The sequence below is a fragment of the Rhodopseudomonas sp. RCAM05734 genome, from assembly GCF_052658035.1.
Window position 1 is genome coordinate 3,976,353 of the sequence record NZ_CP199742.1, and the last position, 14,206, is coordinate 3,990,558.

Below are 14,206 nucleotides of genomic sequence, written 5' to 3' on the forward strand. Positions count from 1 at the left end.
AGAAGAATACCGGGGCCGTCCCGGCGGTCGAATCCACGGCAACGTGTTGTGCAGTTTGCGTCCTAGAAAGAGACCATGACCCCTCTCGACTACGAGTATCTCCAGAAGATACTGAAGGACCGCTCCGGCCTGATGTTGTCGGCCGACAAGATGTATCTGCTCGAAAGCCGGCTGATGCCGCTTGCGCGCAAGGCCGGCGTTGCCGGCATCAGCGAGCTCGTGCAGAAAATGAAGGCCGGCTCGGAAAAGGTGATCGGCGACGTGGTCGAAGCCATGACCACCAACGAGACGTTCTTCTTCCGCGACAAGACGCCGTTCGATCATTTCAAGGACACGGTCATTCCCGAACTGGTCAAGGCGCGCGCCGGCAAGCGCAGCCTGCGCATCTGGTGCGCGGCCGCCTCGTCGGGGCAGGAGCCATATTCGCTGGCAATCATCCTCAAGGACCTCGCCGCGACGATCCTTTCGGGCTGGCGCATCGAGATCATTGCCACCGACCTGTCGCCGGAAGTTCTCGAGAAATCCAGATCGGGTCTCTACACACAGTTCGAAGTTCAGCGCGGCCTTCCGATTCAATCGCTGGTGAAGCATTTCACCCAGGTCGGAACGATGTGGCAGCTCAATGCCGATGTCCGCGCGATGGTGCAGTTTCGTCAGTTCAACCTGCTGCAGGACTACGCGCATCTCGGAAAGTTCGACGTGATCTTCTGCAGGAACGTGCTGATCTATTTCGATCAGCCGACCAAGAGCGGCATTTTCGCACGGCTGGCCAAGGCCAGCGAGCCGGACGGCTATCTGTTCCTCGGCGCCGCCGAGACCGTGATCGGTCTCACCGACAGCTACAAGGTTTGTCCGAACCGTCGCGGTGTCTACCTGCCCGTCGTCCGCGGGGCGCCATCGATCGCGCCGGGCACAGCCGTCGGCGACAGGAAGCCCTTGTCCGGCCGGATCGGCGCATAGGAGAGCGCCATGGCTGCGGAAAACACCGGGCCGGAACGCGTCACGTTCGGACGAGGTTACAGCGTCTGGATCATGGCGATCGACGGCACCTGGCGACGCAACTGCCTGCTCAAGGCGGTATCCGCCAGCGATGCCGATCTGACGCTGGAAGGATCGATCGAAGGTCTCAACCTGAAGGAATTCTTCCTGCTGCTGTCTTCCACCGGACTGGCCTATCGACGATGCGAACTCGTCAAGGTGAATGGCGCAGACATCGAGATCCGCTTTCTGAAGACGAAGGGCGGAAAAGGCAAGAAGGCGGCGGCCAGATCCGAAAGCAGCACCGTCGACGCGTAGCGCGCAGCGTCGGGGCGCCGTCGTTTGTCAGTTGGTCGACCCGCTGTCACCCACGAGTTCGCCATGCGACTCGACGGTATCTGCGAGGCAATCCTTGATGACCGCCAGCAGGGCGGCTGGCGTGAAGGGTTTGCGCAGGCAACGCGTGGCGCCAAGTTCGATGGCCATGCGCAGAAAATCCGGAGCGGGCGAGCTGTGGTGCGAAAACGCATAGCCTGAGATGGCGATCAGCGGTATTTTGGGGGCCCGCTGATGAAACAGCCGGATCGATTCAAAGCCGTGCATGTGCGGCATGAAGATATCGACGATCATCAGATCGAACGTGGAGCTGTCCAGCGCGTTCAGCCCGCTGATTCCGCCATCGGCAACGATGGTCGTGAAGCCGTCGCGCTCGAGCGCAACCTTGATGGACAGCGAAACCAGCGGGTCGTCGTCGACAATCAAGATGCGTGTCATGCTGGCGCCCCCGCGCGGGTTGTAGACGGTGCCTGATCCTGAACACTCAATTACCGACTGCGTCGCTGCGAATCAATTCTGTTACTAACAATGGAGTCATTGCTGCGGGAATGTCTGCACCGAAACGTGCATATGATAGTTCGACAAGGTTTTTTGCGAGCGGGTTTCAGTTGAGATATCATCGCGTTGTATGCAGCGCGCGACGGTCTGGTGGTCGAGCGCGTCCTGCGGCAGGGAGCCCGCTGTCATGCCGACACCGTCGAACTATCTGTTGGCGTCGTTGCCTGCGGCGGTCCTTGGGGTGCTGGCGCAACATCTGCATACCGTGACTCTTGCTCAGGATACCGTCCTGGCCGAAGCTGGCGATCTGATGACCCATGTGTACTTCCCGCATGGGGGAGTCATCTCGCTGGTGGTGAGCCTCGCCGGCGGTGAGACGATCGAGGTCGCCAAGATCGGGCGCAATGGCGTGCTGGGCGCCGCCGCCGCGTTCGAGGGCCGCCAGGCGCTGTCGCGTGCCATCGTGCAATTGCCGGGCATGGCCTCGGTGATCGACTTCGAGCAGTTCCGCCGGATCGCGGAGCAGAGCGCGGAACTCCGAAACGCTGTTGTGCGGCATGGGCAGTTCGTATTTGCGCAGGCCCAGCAATCCGCGGCTTGCAATGCGGCGCACGGCGTCGAGGCGCGGCTGGCGCGCTACCTTTTGCAGATGCGCGATTTGTCGGGCAGCGACAATCTGCTGCTGACGCAGGAGGTGTCGGCGCAGATGATCGGGGCCCGGCGAAACAGCGTGTCGCTGGTGTCCAACACGCTGCAGCATGCCGCGATCATTCGCTACAGCCGGGGCAACGTGGAGATCCTCGATCTCGACGGACTGCGGAAGGCAGCGTGCGAATGCTATGCGACGGTCAGGGCGCACGAGCAAAGGCTGCTGTACTGAGCCGTTCACCGGGTGGCCCTGCCGACGCTGAAACGACCGGGCGGGTCATTTCGCTGTTGTGGTGATGCCCGCCGCATGGTCATGCTCGCGGCATGAGCATCAATTTCGAAGAACTGGACTTTCGCCCGACGCCGATCGGCGTCCTCACTTTGCGGCGTCGCCGGCAACCCGGCACCGAGATCGACGTCTACGAGATCAAGCTCGGCGACGAGTTCCTGATGTCGAGCGCGTTCACCGCTGCGGAGATCGCGCTCGCCGATCTCGGGCTGGCGGCGCTGCCGGGCGGCGCGTGGGACGTTGTCGTGGGTGGGCTCGGGCTTGGCTATACCGCGCAGGCCGCTTTGACCAACCCGCAGGTGCGATCGCTGATCGTGGTCGATGCGCTGCCGGAGGTGATCGAATGGCACCAGGCTGGCCTGCTGCCGGTGGGCCGGCAATTAACGGCGGATCCACGCTGTCGGCTGGTGCATGGCGACTTCTTCGGCATGGCGGCGTCGCCGGCGTCCGGCTTCGATCCGCAGGCTCCGGGGCGTCGTTTCGACGCCATCCTGCTGGACGTCGACCATTCCCCCGACAACCTGCTGCACCCCAGCCATGCCTCGCTCTACGACGCCGCCGGACTGCGGCGGCTCGCCGAACACCTCAAGCCGGGCGGCGTGTTCGCGCTGTGGTCGAACGACCCGCCGGAAGCTCATTTCCAGGCGGCGCTGGCAGCGGCGTTTCCCGTCGCGCAGGCCCATGTGGTGGCGTTCGAGAATCTGCGCGGCGATGACGAGGTCAGCAACACGGTCTATGTCGGTGTGAAGGCCGAGGCGGCGCCGTAGCGTCTACTCTGCCGCCTGCTTGGCGGGCTCGGCCCCCGCGACGTCAATGTCGTCGTCGTCCAGGTTGCGCGCGCGGCCCCAGCTTGAAATCGCGTTGGAGAACCGGTCGAGATAGAGATAGATCACCGGCGTGGTGAACAGGGTCAGCGCCTGGCTGACGATCAGGCCGCCGACCATGGCGTAGCCGAGCGGCTGGCGGATCTCCGAGCCGGTGCCGGTGCCGAGCATCAGCGGCACGCCGCCGAGCAGGGCCGCCATCGTCGTCATCATGATCGGCCGGAACCGCATCAGGGCGGCCTTGCGGATCGCCTGCTCCGGCGGCAGATGCTCGTCGCGCTCGACCGCAATGGCGAAGTCGACCAGCATGATGCCGTTCTTCTTGACGATGCCGATCAGCAACACGATGCCAATCAGCGCGATCAGGCTGAAGTCGAACCCGAACAGCATCAGGATCGCCAGCGCGCCGACGCCAGCCGAGGGCAGGGTGGAGAGAATGGTCAGCGGGTGGATGTAGCTCTCATAGAGAATGCCGAGGATCAGGTAGACCACCACGAGCGCGGCCAGGATCAGCAGCGGCACGGTGGCCAGCGACTGCTGGAACGCCTGCGCGGTGCCCTGGAAGGTGCCGTTCAGCGTCGACGGCGCCCCGATCTCGCCCATGGCCTTCTGCACGGCATCGGTGGCCTGGCCGAGCGCCACGCCTTGCGCGAGGTTGAAGCTGATGGTCGTGGCCGGGAACTGGCCCTGGTGGCTGATCGACAGCGGCCGGACCGGCACCGTGGTCCATTTGGCGAAGGCCGATAGCGGGACCATGTCGCTGGTGGTCGGCGACTTGATGTAGATCCTGTCCAGCGTGTCCAGCTTGCCCTGCATCTCGGGCAGGATCTCCAGGATCACATGATAGCTGTTCGGCTGGGTGAAGTACTGCGCCACCTGCCGCTGGCCGAACGAGTCGTACAGCGTGTCGTCGATGAGCTGCGGCTGGATGCCGAACCGCGAGGCTGCGTCGCGGTCGACGGTGAGGGTCAGGGTGGTGCCGTTGGTCTGCTGGTCGGTGGCGACGTCGCGCAATTCCGGCAGCTTCTTCATCCGGTCGAGAATCTTCGGCGCCCATTCGTTGAGCTCCGTAAGATTGGCGTCCTGCAGGGTGTATTCGAACTGCGTGCGACTGGCGCGACCGCCGAGCCGGATGTCCTGCGCCGCCTGCATGAACAGCCGGGCACCCTGGACCTTTTCAAGCTGCGGACGCAGCCGGGCGATGATCTGCATGGCGTTGACGTCACGCTCGTCGCGCGGCTTCAGCGTGATGAACATGCGGCCGGTGTTCAGTGCGCCGCCGTTGCCCCCGATCGCCATCGCGACGCTGGCGACGGCCGGATCGGCCTGCACGATCTTGCCGAGCGCTTCCTGATGCAGCTTCATGTCGGCGAAGGAGATGTCCTGCGCGGCTTCCGACGTCGCAGTGATCAGGCCGGTGTCCTGCTGCGGGAAGAAGCCCTTGGGGATGATCATGAACAGGTAGACCGACAGGATCATGGTGGCGAAGAACACGCACAAAGTGGTCAGCCGCCAGCGCATCACCACGTCGAGGCCGCGCGCATAGGCGTTGAGCAGCGCGTCGAAACCGCGCTCGCTGAGCATGTACAGCCGGCCGTGGTGGGCGTGCTTTTCCTCGCGCAGGAACCGCGATGCCATCATCGGCGTCAGGGTCAGCGACACCACCAGCGAGACGAAGATGGTCATGGTCAGGGTCACAGCGAATTCGCGGAACAGCCGGCCGATGATGCCGCCCATCAGCAGCAGCGGGATCAGAACGGCCACCAGCGAGATACTGATGGAGACGATGGTGAAGCCGATCTCGCCGGCGCCCTTGAGCGCCGCGGCCATCGGCTTTTCGCCTTCCTCGATATAGCGGGTGATGTTTTCCAGCATGACGATGGCGTCGTCGACGACGAAGCCGACGGAGATCGTCAGCGCCATCAGCGACAGGTTGTCCAGCGTGTAGCCGAACGTCCACATCAGCGCGCAGGCGCCGAGCAGGGCCAGTGGCACGGTGATGCTGGGGATGATGGTGGCCCAGACGTTGCGCAGGAAAACGAAGATGACCATCACCACCAGCGCGATGGTCAGCAATAGCGTGAACTGCACGTCCTCGACGGCCGCGCGAATGGTCTGGGTGCGATCGCTGAGCACGTCGATCTTGACGGAGGGCGGGATCGCGGCCACCAGCCGCGGCAGCTGCGCCTTGATCTTGTCGACGGTGTCGATGACGTTGGCGCCGGGCTGCTTGAAGATCACCAGGAACACGCCGCGCTTGCCGTTGGCCCAGGCGGCCTGCTTGGCGTCTTCGGGACCGGTGACCGCCCGGCCGATGTCGCGGATCCGCAGCGGACCGCCATTGCGATAGGCGATGATGACGTCGTTCCAGTCCTTGGACGCAGTCAACTGGTCGTTGGCGTAGATGGTGTAGCTGCGGGTGTCGCCGTCGATATTGCCTTTCGGGCTGTCCACGGTGGTGATGGCGATCTGGCTGCGGACGTCTTCCATCGACAGGCCCTTGGCCACCAGCTTGGCCGGATCGATCTGGATGCGGATCGCCGGCTTCTGCTGGCCGCCGATCGAGACCTGGGCGACGCCGGAGATCTGGCTGATCTGCTGCGCCGGCTGCGCATCGACGCTGTCGCTGACCTCGGTGATCGGCAGCGTGTCGGAGGTGGCCGACAACAGCATGATCGGCGAGTCTGCCGGATTGACCTTGCGGTAGGTCGGCGGGCTCGGTAGGTTCTTCGGTAACGTGCCGCCGGCGGCGTTGATGGCGGCCTGCACGTCGTTCGACGCGCCGTCAATCGCGCGGTTAAGGTCGAACTGGATCGTGACCGCCGTGGTGCCGAGCGAACTCGTCGAGGTCATCTGCGCGACGCCCGGAATCTGCGCCAGTTGGCGCTCCAGCGGCTGCGCGACCGACGACGCCATCGTCTCCGGGCTGGCGCCGGGCAGGCTGGCGGCCACCTGGATGGTGGGAAAGTCGACCTGCGGCAGCGGCGCCACCGGCAGCAGCGGATAGGCGACAAGGCCGACAAACAGGATGCCCGCCATCAGCAGCGACGTCGCGATGGGATAGCGGATGAACGGGGACGAGATGCTGCCTTTCATCTTATCGGGCCTTGGCCGGCGTCGCGGGTTCCGTGCTTGCGACGGCGGTCGCCACCAGAGTGCCTGGCTGGACCTTGTATTGGCCGGCCACGATCACCTGCTGTCCGGGGGAAAGCCCGTCCTCGATCACGGTACGTCCATCGACCGAGCGACCGACCTTGATCTTGCGCATTTCCGCCTTGTTGTCGGGGCCGACCGCAAAGGCATACAGACCGTCGGCGCCGTGCTGGACGGCATCATCGGGAACCACGATGGCGTCCTTGAGCGTGGTGACCAGGAGCCGGGTGGAGACCGACAGCCCCGGCCACAATTTGTGGTCCTTGTTGTCGAAGGTCGCCTTGAGCCGGATCGTGTCGCTGGTGGTATCGACCTGGTTGTTGATGACCGCCAGCGTGCCTTCCGACAGCGTCCTTTTGCCATCGGTGGTCAAGGCGATCACCTTCAGCGGGTTCGCGGCCAGCGACTGGCTGATGTCGGGCAGCTGCGCCTCCGGTGCCGTGAAGATCACGGCGATGGGTTCGACCTGGGCGATGGTGACGATGCCGGTCTGGGTCGCGGCATTGACGATGTTGCCCTGGTCCACCTGGCGGAACCCGACCACCCCGGAGATCGGCGCCTTGATGGTGGTATAGTCGAGCTGGGTCTGCGCATTGGAGATGGCGGCATCGTCGGCTGCGATCTGCGCGGTCGGCTGCTGCACCGTCGAACGCTGGGTGTCCGTCTGCTGCTTGGTGGCGAACTCGCCGAGCTTGGTGAAGCGCTGCAGGTCGAGATTGGCATTGGCGATATTCGCCTCGTCCTGCGCCTTCTTGGCCTTGGCCTGGTCGAGCGAGGCCTGGAACGGACGCGGGTCGATCTGCGCCAGCAGATCGCCTTGCTGGACCATCTGGCCCTCCTTGAAGGCGATCTTGTCGATCTGACCGTCAACCCGGGTCCGGACCACCACAGTATTGAATCCCTGCACCGTGCCGAGGCCGTTCAGAAACACTGGGAAATCAATTTTCTCGACGGAGGCGATTTTTACCGGCACCGCCGGCGCAGATGCGCGACCGTTGGCGGCGCTGGCCTGTTGTGTGTGGCCCGCGGCAGCGTAGTAGCGCCACGCAGCGTAACCGCCCGCCAGCACCAGCGCTGCGACGATCATTGGCATCCAGCGGGTCCGTTTGGCTTGGGGCATAATGATCCGATGGGTTCGTACGGTTAATCGTTGCGGCGGCAGGCCGGCGTGTCGACGCCTGGCGCGGGCCGTATGGCTGCCAAAGCAGTTAAGAGAGCCGCAGAAGACTGTAAACACACTAATGATTGAAACTGCCCTTCATTGCCAAATCTTCATGTTTTGCAGGGGGATGCAGACTGCCGTGCGAAACGGCAGGGGGCGCTCACGGCGCATGCAGCATGCCCGCATGCTGCGCAGCGCCAGCGCGGATTGATGGGCCACAGCGGAGAGAAAAATCGCGATGCGATGGACAGGGCGCGTCTGCAAACCGAAAGCAAACTCCGCGCGAGTTGTAACCTGTCACCATCTCGGTCATAGCACCGTTCGATACTATCAAGTCTCGTGAGCGACGGAGCAGAAAATGGATGAACTCAACGGACGAATGATCGCCTGCCAGATTCTTCTCACCGGTCTGATCGCGCGGGTCGCGAACGAATCATCGGACCCTTTGCGTTTCCTGTCCGACTATCGCGACGAGATCAAAGCCGTGGTGCGGGGTATCAACATCGCCGGCATGGAGCACACCGACCGCGTGCGTCAGACCGCACTGCAGACTGTCGATGAGATGTTCTCGCTGATGAAGCCGCCGAGCGTCGATGAGTGACGGTGTTACTTCATTTTCTTTCCGAACTTAGAACCATTCAAACGTCCGATGCGTCTCTGATTAGAAGCGTTTTAAACTGTTAGTTTAGAACGATTTTGATCTGGATCTATTCAAACGTATTCAAGCTCCATTTGCGCCCAAACGGATTGACCCAAAAATTAGCGGTCGATACTCAACCCATGGGACAATTCAGCGCAGTCTGCTGCGTCACGAATTGAGTGCATCTGACAGGGGCGAGTTCATGAACCAGGCGAAGACACCGCGAACGTTGCGTTCGCACGCATACGGCGACAAATCCGAAAACCACTCAGGTCGCAAGGTGACGGCTGTTGCCGGTCTGATGGCCGTCGCTTCGTTCAGCGGTGCCGAAGCCCAGCAGTCCAACCTTCCGCCGGTGACGATCGATGCCCCGGTCGCTCGCCCGCGCCCCGCGACTTCGAGGCCGACGCCGGATCAGCTTCGCGCCCGCACAGCCCTGCGCCGCGCGGCGCGCCGCACACAGCCGGCGCAGGCCGCGCCGGTGCCGTTTCCCAACGCGGGAAGCCTTGGCGCACCGGATCGCAATCCCTATGCGGATGCTGCTGCGCCGTACAAGGTGGATCATCTGCAGGCCTCGGGCAAGTTCCCGGAACCGCTGCTGAATACGCCGAAAACCGTAACGGTCCTCAGCAAGGAACTGCTCCAGGACAAGAATGCTACCACGCTGAAGCAGGCTATTCTCAGCACGGCCGGCGTGACCCTCGGCACGGGTGAGGGCGGCAATGCGTTCGGCGATCGCTTCTTCATTCGCGGCTTCGATGCGCGCAACGACGTGTTCGTCGACGGTGTCCGTGACGCGGGCGTGAGCGTTCGTGAGAACTTCTTCACCGAGCAGGTTGAGATCCTGCGCGGGCCGGGATCGTCGTTTGCCGGACGCGGGACCTCGGGCGGGGCGATCAACATCGTCACCAAGCAGGCCACGACTGAAAAAAGCTTCTACAAGATGGATACGGCATTCGGGACCGACAGCACCAAGCGGGTCACCATCGACGTCAATCAGGTGCTGAGCCCGGCACTCGCCGTCCGCGTCGGCGGACTGTTTCAGGATGCCAATGTCGCCGGGCGCGATTCCGTTACGGACAATCGCAACGGCGCCTTCGCTGCGCTGACCTTCAAGCCGGTCGACGCCATCAAGGTCACCGCCAACTACATTCACACGGATCTGCACGGCATTCCGGATTTCGGCGTGCCGTATTATCGGCCCAGCACGGCCTCCACCGCGGGCGGGCCGTTCCCCGAATTCGGCGCCAACCGCAACAATTTCTATGGCTTCGTCAATCGCGATTTCTTCAAGGCCGGTCAGGACATCGGTACGATCAATGGCGAGGTTCAGATCACGCCGGACCTGGCGGTAAGCAACAAGTTCAGGCTGCAGCGGTCGTTCCAGAACTACGTCGGTACGCTCCCGGAAAGCCCCGTGATCAACGCCACCAGCCTCGCGGCGTCGACGCTGTCCGCCAATCCGCAGAGCCGCTATCAGGTCACCGATGCCCTGGCCAACCAGACCGAGGCAACCTACAAGTTCGATCTCGGGGGATGGAAGAACACCGCGCTCGGCGGCGTCGAGATCTCGCGCGAGCGATCGAGCATCGACAAATATGCGGGCCTCAGCTCGGAGGCCCTCGGCGGCTTCACCGGCTCGGGCAGCCTGAGCGGTGTGAGCGTGTTCAATCCGCAGTTCACCAACCTGCCGTTCAGCACCACGCCGACGCTGACGGGGCTGCCGACCAAGATCGCCATCGACACCAACAGCGGCTACATCATGGACACCGCCAACTACAATGACCTCGTCATTTTGAATGGCGGCATCCGGTACGACGACTACAACCTCCAAACCACCGGATATGGCACCGTCAATGGCACGGCCAACGTCTTTGGAAAGCAAAATGCCGAGTTCGGTCTGACGAACTACAATGGCGGCATCGTGGTCAAGCCGGCGCCGTGGTCGAGCGTCTATGTGTCTTATGCCACCTCGTCCAATCCCGTCGGCGCGGAGTTCGACGGCACCAGCACCGCCTATGGCGGCGTGACGCCGGTGCTCAACGGCAATTCCAACCAGATTTTTGGACCCGAGCGCAACAAGGCCGCCGAAGTGGGCACCAAGCTGGAGCTGTTCGACCGGCGCCTGCTGGTCACCGCGGCGCTGTTCCAGACCACCAAGGAAAATGCGCGTGAGTCGGTGAACACGACCGTTCCGGGCATTGCCGGCACTGTGCCTCTGATATCGGCGGGCGCCGCCTATCGAATCCAGGGATTCGATTTCAGCGTCGGCGGCAAGGTGACCGACAGGCTGAGCCTGTTCGGCGGTGTCGTGCTGATGCAATCGAAGGTGACGAAGTCGAATATTCCGCCTGCGAACGCGATCCTGTACACCACCAATGTCGGCCTGCAGCTGGCCAACATTGCGCACCAGTCTTTCAGCATGCTCGCCAAGTACAAGTTCACGGATGTCTGGGAGCTCGGCGGCCAGGCGGTCTATCGCTCGAAGATCTATGGCGGCACGTTCCTTGCCGCCAACCAGGGCACCTCGCTGCCGGACTACTGGAGGTTCGATGCTTTCGTGGAAGCCAAGATCGACAAGAACTGGACCGCGAAACTATTCGTGAACAACATCTTCAACAAGCTCTACTACGATGCCATGTACCAGAGCGCCGCGCCGTTCGTGCTTGAAGCGCCGGGCCGCACCGCGTCCCTGGTGATCAGCGGCAGGTTCTGACGGGATGCTGGTCTGCATCCCCGACGTTCTCAGCAAGGAGGAGGTGGCGGAGTTCCGCCGCCTCATGGACGCGGCCGAGTGGGAAGACGGTCGCTCTACCGCCGGGGCGCAGTCTGCGCTGGTGAAGCGCAACGAGCGGCTGCCGCCCGACAGCGAGCTGGCGCGAAAGCTCGGCAACCGTATCGTGTCGGCGCTGACTGCCAATCCGCGGTTCATTTCCGCGGCGATCCCGCTGCAGATCTTTCCGCCCCTGTTCAACCGCTACGTGGCGTCCGACGGTCATCACTTCGGCGTGCATGTCGACAATGCCGTGCGCGGCGATCATCTGACCGGATTGCGTATCCGCACCGACCTGTCGGTGACGCTGTTTCTGGCCGAGCCGGAGGACTATGACGGCGGCGAACTGGTCGTCGAGGACAATTACGGGTCTAACGAGGTCAAGCTGCCGGCGGGGCATCTGGTTCTTTATCCTGCGTCCAGTTTGCATCTGGTGACGCCGGTGACCCGCGGCGCGCGGGTTGCTTCTTTTTCTGGCTGCAGAGCATGGTACGGGATGCCCATGCGCGCAGCATGATCTTCGATCTTGACGGCGCGATTCAGAATCTTTGCGAACGCCTCGGCCGGGATGACCCTGAAACGGTCAAATTGACCGGCATCTATCACAATCTCATTCGCTACTGGGCCGAAGTATGATCGCATCATCGTTTGGAAAAACTCTCAAGTGGGCCGCCGTGCTTGCCGTCGTGGCGCTGGCGTCTCCCTTGCTCGCGCAACAGAAGGCAGCACCGGCCGCACCGGTGACGTCGCAACCGGCGGTCGCGCAGGCGCCCCCGGTGCAGCCGCAGGCACCCGCGGCCGAGACACGGCCGGCAGTGCCGCTGGCCCCCTCGGCCGAAGCGGCGCCCGACGCTTCCGGCAAGCCGGCCAAGGCCGTTGTCGCGAATGCGATTCACGAACTGTCGCCGTGGTCGATGTTCAGGAACGCCGACATCATCGTCCAGGCGATCATGGTCAGCCTGGCCTTTGCGTCGCTGGTGACCTGGACCGTCGGTATCGCCAAGATGCTGGAATTGTCGGTGGCCCAGCGCAAGCTACGCGGCGCACTGAAGCGCATCTCGGAGAAGCGCTCGCTGGCCGAAGCCCAGCTCGCGCTCGGCGGCAAGGAGAACGTGCTGTCATCGCTGCTGGCGGCAGCGATGCATGAGGGACGGATGTCCGCCGGCATTTCCAGCGACAGCGGCATCAAGGAGCGTGCAGCTTCCAGCTTCAGCGAGATCGTTCGCGCCGAGGCGCGGCGCGTGCGCTTCGGCATGGGCGCGCTGGCAACCATCGGCGCGACGTCGCCGTTCGTCGGCCTGTTCGGCACCGTGTGGGGCATCATGAACAGCTTTATCGGCATTTCGAAATCGCAGACCACCAATCTCGCGGTGGTGGCGCCCGGCATTGCCGAGGCGCTGCTGGCCACCGCCATCGGCCTGGTTGCGGCGATTCCCGCGGTGATCATCTACAATCACTTCGCGCGGGTGACGAAGGGCTACATGGAGCTGGTGAGCCGCGCCTCGGGCGCCGCCGGTCGTCTGCTGTCGCGCGACCTCGACCGCACCCATGGCGGCTCGCACGCCCGCGCGGCGGAGTAGCACATGGGCATGTCAATTTCCGAAGGTGCTGACGACGACGACGATTTCGCGGAATCCCACGAAATCAACGTCACGCCCTTCATCGACGTCATCCTTGTGCTGCTGATCATTTTCATGGTCGCGGCACCGCTGTCCACCGTCGACCTGCCGATCGACCTGCCATCGTCCACGGCCACGCCGACCAAGAAGCCGGACAAGCCGACCTATGTCAGCATCAAGTCCGATCTGGCGGTGGCGATCGGCGAGAACATGGTCAAGCGCGTCGATCTGGTGCGCACGCTCGACTCCATGGCCGAGGTCGGCAAGGATCGCATGGTGTTCCTGCGCGCCGATCGGGCCGTGCCCTATGGCGACATGATGGACGTGCTGGAGCTTCTCAACAGCGGTGGCTACAAGATCAAGCTGGTGACGCTGGAAGGCGTGCCGGCGGCCGCAGCACCTTCGCAGCCGGCGCCTGACGTGCCGAAGCCCTGAGCCAGGGAACGATGATGTCCGACCTTGATGCCAAACGGCCCTCGCGGCGGCTGTGGATGATCGCCGCACTTTGCGCGGTGCTGCTGCATGGCGGCGGCATTGCCGCGGCGGTGCTGCAGATGGACGCCGAGGACTCAGACGACGCCATGGGCGCGCCGGCCATCGAGGTCGGCATCGAGATGGCGGCGCCACGGCTCGAGGCCACCGACCTGCCGCCGGGGCCGGACACCGAGGCGTCCACCGCGTCGCCGGCCATCGCCGAGCAGAAGGCGGTGGAGAAGGAAACCGAACTGCCGCAGGCCAAGGTGATCGAGAGCGAGGAGCCGGATCGCGTGGTCACGGAAAACGAATCCAAGAAGCCGACCGAGGAGGAGCCGGACAAGGCCACGGTCAAGCAATCCGCCTCCACGGAGTCGGTGGCCGCCGAAGCGACCGCGATGCCGAGCTTCGAGGCGGTCAAGGAAGCCCCGCAGGCGGTGGCTCCGGCGCAGGGTTCGGGCGAGGCCGCCCGGCGCGCGCGCACCACCTGGCAGAAGGAGCTGGTGTCGCATCTCGACAAGCACAAGCGCTATCCGGCCGAGCGCCAGCAGAAGACCGCGGAGATCACCGTCAATTTCGAGATCGACCGGGTCGGCCATGTGCTGAAGGTGAGCATTGTCAAAGGCTCCGGTGACGCCGCCTTCGACGAGGCCGCGCTGGCCATGGTCCGCCGCTCCGACCCGGTGCCGCAACCGCCGCCGCTGGTCGCCGACGAGGGCCTGAGCTTTACTTTGCCGGTGATTTTTCGCGTCAAGGGCAAGGGGTAGGGCGCGCTCGCGTTCCGTACGCTGCAGCGCCAGGTGCCGCTCTGC

The 14,206-nt window shown here is 63.6% G+C and carries 12 protein-coding genes and 1 pseudogene; 10 read left to right on the forward strand and 3 right to left on the reverse strand.

Annotated elements, in window-relative coordinates; translation table 11 throughout:
* Positions 1–75 precede the first annotated feature (75 nt).
* Both ACUXVA_RS18740 and ACUXVA_RS18745 read left to right on the forward strand, forming a co-directional pair.
* The gene (locus tag ACUXVA_RS18740; RefSeq protein ID WP_265078957.1) at positions 76–960 is read left to right on the forward strand and encodes a CheR family methyltransferase; all 885 of its coding nucleotides are present in this window, start codon (positions 76–78) and stop codon (positions 958–960) included.
* Between the two features lie 9 nt (positions 961–969).
* Entirely contained in the window at positions 970–1,296 is a 327-nt protein-coding gene (locus ACUXVA_RS18745) for a PilZ domain-containing protein (protein ID WP_265078956.1), read from the forward strand.
* 27 nt (positions 1,297–1,323) lie between these two features.
* On the opposite strand, the gene ACUXVA_RS18750 is transcribed toward ACUXVA_RS18745, so the two are convergent.
* On the reverse strand, positions 1,324–1,752 hold the full coding sequence (locus tag ACUXVA_RS18750; RefSeq protein WP_265078955.1) for a response regulator: 429 nt from the start codon (positions 1,750–1,752) through the stop codon (positions 1,324–1,326).
* A gap of 190 nt (positions 1,753–1,942) precedes the next feature.
* Between ACUXVA_RS18750 and ACUXVA_RS18755 the strand changes: the two genes are divergently transcribed.
* Positions 1,943–2,692 carry a Crp/Fnr family transcriptional regulator gene (locus ACUXVA_RS18755; RefSeq protein ID WP_265078954.1) on the forward strand — a complete coding sequence of 250 codons (750 nt, stop codon included), beginning with the start codon at positions 1,943–1,945 and terminating at the stop codon, positions 2,690–2,692.
* Positions 2,693–2,784: 92 nt separating this feature from the next.
* On the forward strand, positions 2,785–3,516 hold the full coding sequence (locus ACUXVA_RS18760; RefSeq protein ID WP_265078953.1) for a spermidine synthase: 732 nt from the start codon (positions 2,785–2,787) through the stop codon (positions 3,514–3,516).
* 3 nt (positions 3,517–3,519) lie between these two features.
* On the opposite strand, the gene ACUXVA_RS18765 is transcribed toward ACUXVA_RS18760, so the two are convergent.
* Together ACUXVA_RS18765 and ACUXVA_RS18770 are read right to left on the reverse strand one after the other, a co-directional pair.
* Positions 3,520–6,669: a multidrug efflux RND transporter permease subunit gene (locus tag ACUXVA_RS18765; RefSeq protein WP_445487469.1), complete on the reverse strand. Its 3,150-nt coding sequence runs from the start codon at positions 6,667–6,669 to the stop codon at positions 3,520–3,522.
* A gap of 1 nt (position 6,670) precedes the next feature.
* Entirely contained in the window at positions 6,671–7,813 is a 1,143-nt protein-coding gene (locus ACUXVA_RS18770) for an efflux RND transporter periplasmic adaptor subunit (protein WP_445493312.1), read from the reverse strand.
* A gap of 433 nt (positions 7,814–8,246) precedes the next feature.
* On the opposite strand from ACUXVA_RS18770, the gene ACUXVA_RS18775 reads away from it, so the two are divergent.
* From ACUXVA_RS18775 to ACUXVA_RS18800, 6 genes and pseudogenes are all read left to right on the forward strand, one after another.
* Entirely contained in the window at positions 8,247–8,489 is a 243-nt protein-coding gene (locus ACUXVA_RS18775) for a hypothetical protein (protein WP_265078952.1), read from the forward strand.
* 241 nt (positions 8,490–8,730) lie between these two features.
* Positions 8,731–11,244, forward strand: coding sequence for a TonB-dependent receptor (locus tag ACUXVA_RS18780; protein WP_265078951.1), 2,514 nt, complete (start codon positions 8,731–8,733; stop codon positions 11,242–11,244).
* A gap of 4 nt (positions 11,245–11,248) precedes the next feature.
* A pseudogene (locus ACUXVA_RS18785) lies at positions 11,249–11,937 on the forward strand (Fe2+-dependent dioxygenase).
* The gene (gene exbB / locus ACUXVA_RS18790) at positions 11,934–12,881 is read left to right on the forward strand and encodes a tonB-system energizer ExbB (protein ID WP_265078950.1); all 948 of its coding nucleotides are present in this window, start codon (positions 11,934–11,936) and stop codon (positions 12,879–12,881) included. Before ACUXVA_RS18785 ends, exbB begins: the two are co-directional and overlap by 4 nt.
* 3 nt (positions 12,882–12,884) lie before the next feature.
* Positions 12,885–13,355, forward strand: coding sequence for a TonB system transport protein ExbD (exbD, locus tag ACUXVA_RS18795; RefSeq protein ID WP_265078949.1), 471 nt, complete (start codon positions 12,885–12,887; stop codon positions 13,353–13,355).
* Positions 13,356–13,369: 14 nt separating this feature from the next.
* On the forward strand, positions 13,370–14,161 hold the full coding sequence (locus tag ACUXVA_RS18800; RefSeq protein WP_445487473.1) for a TonB family protein: 792 nt from the start codon (positions 13,370–13,372) through the stop codon (positions 14,159–14,161).
* Positions 14,162–14,206: the final 45 nt, after the last annotated feature.

Coding starts and splice junctions, on each gene's coding strand:
- ACUXVA_RS18740 (WP_265078957.1), top strand. CDS start 76: ATGACCCCTCTCGACTACGAGTATCTCCAGAAGATACTGAAGGACCGC.
- ACUXVA_RS18745 (WP_265078956.1), top strand. CDS start 970: ATGGCTGCGGAAAACACCGGGCCGGAACGCGTCACGTTCGGACGAGGT.
- ACUXVA_RS18750 (WP_265078955.1), bottom strand. CDS start 1,752: ATGACACGCATCTTGATTGTCGACGACGACCCGCTGGTTTCGCTGTCC.
- ACUXVA_RS18755 (WP_265078954.1), top strand. CDS start 1,943: ATGCAGCGCGCGACGGTCTGGTGGTCGAGCGCGTCCTGCGGCAGGGAG.
- ACUXVA_RS18760 (WP_265078953.1), top strand. CDS start 2,785: ATGAGCATCAATTTCGAAGAACTGGACTTTCGCCCGACGCCGATCGGC.
- ACUXVA_RS18765 (WP_445487469.1), bottom strand. CDS start 6,669: ATGAAAGGCAGCATCTCGTCCCCGTTCATCCGCTATCCCATCGCGACG.
- ACUXVA_RS18770 (WP_445493312.1), bottom strand. CDS start 7,813: ATGATCGTCGCAGCGCTGGTGCTGGCGGGCGGTTACGCTGCGTGGCGC.
- ACUXVA_RS18775 (WP_265078952.1), top strand. CDS start 8,247: ATGGATGAACTCAACGGACGAATGATCGCCTGCCAGATTCTTCTCACC.
- ACUXVA_RS18780 (WP_265078951.1), top strand. CDS start 8,731: ATGAACCAGGCGAAGACACCGCGAACGTTGCGTTCGCACGCATACGGC.
- exbB (WP_265078950.1), top strand. CDS start 11,934: ATGATCGCATCATCGTTTGGAAAAACTCTCAAGTGGGCCGCCGTGCTT.
- exbD (WP_265078949.1), top strand. CDS start 12,885: ATGGGCATGTCAATTTCCGAAGGTGCTGACGACGACGACGATTTCGCG.
- ACUXVA_RS18800 (WP_445487473.1), top strand. CDS start 13,370: ATGTCCGACCTTGATGCCAAACGGCCCTCGCGGCGGCTGTGGATGATC.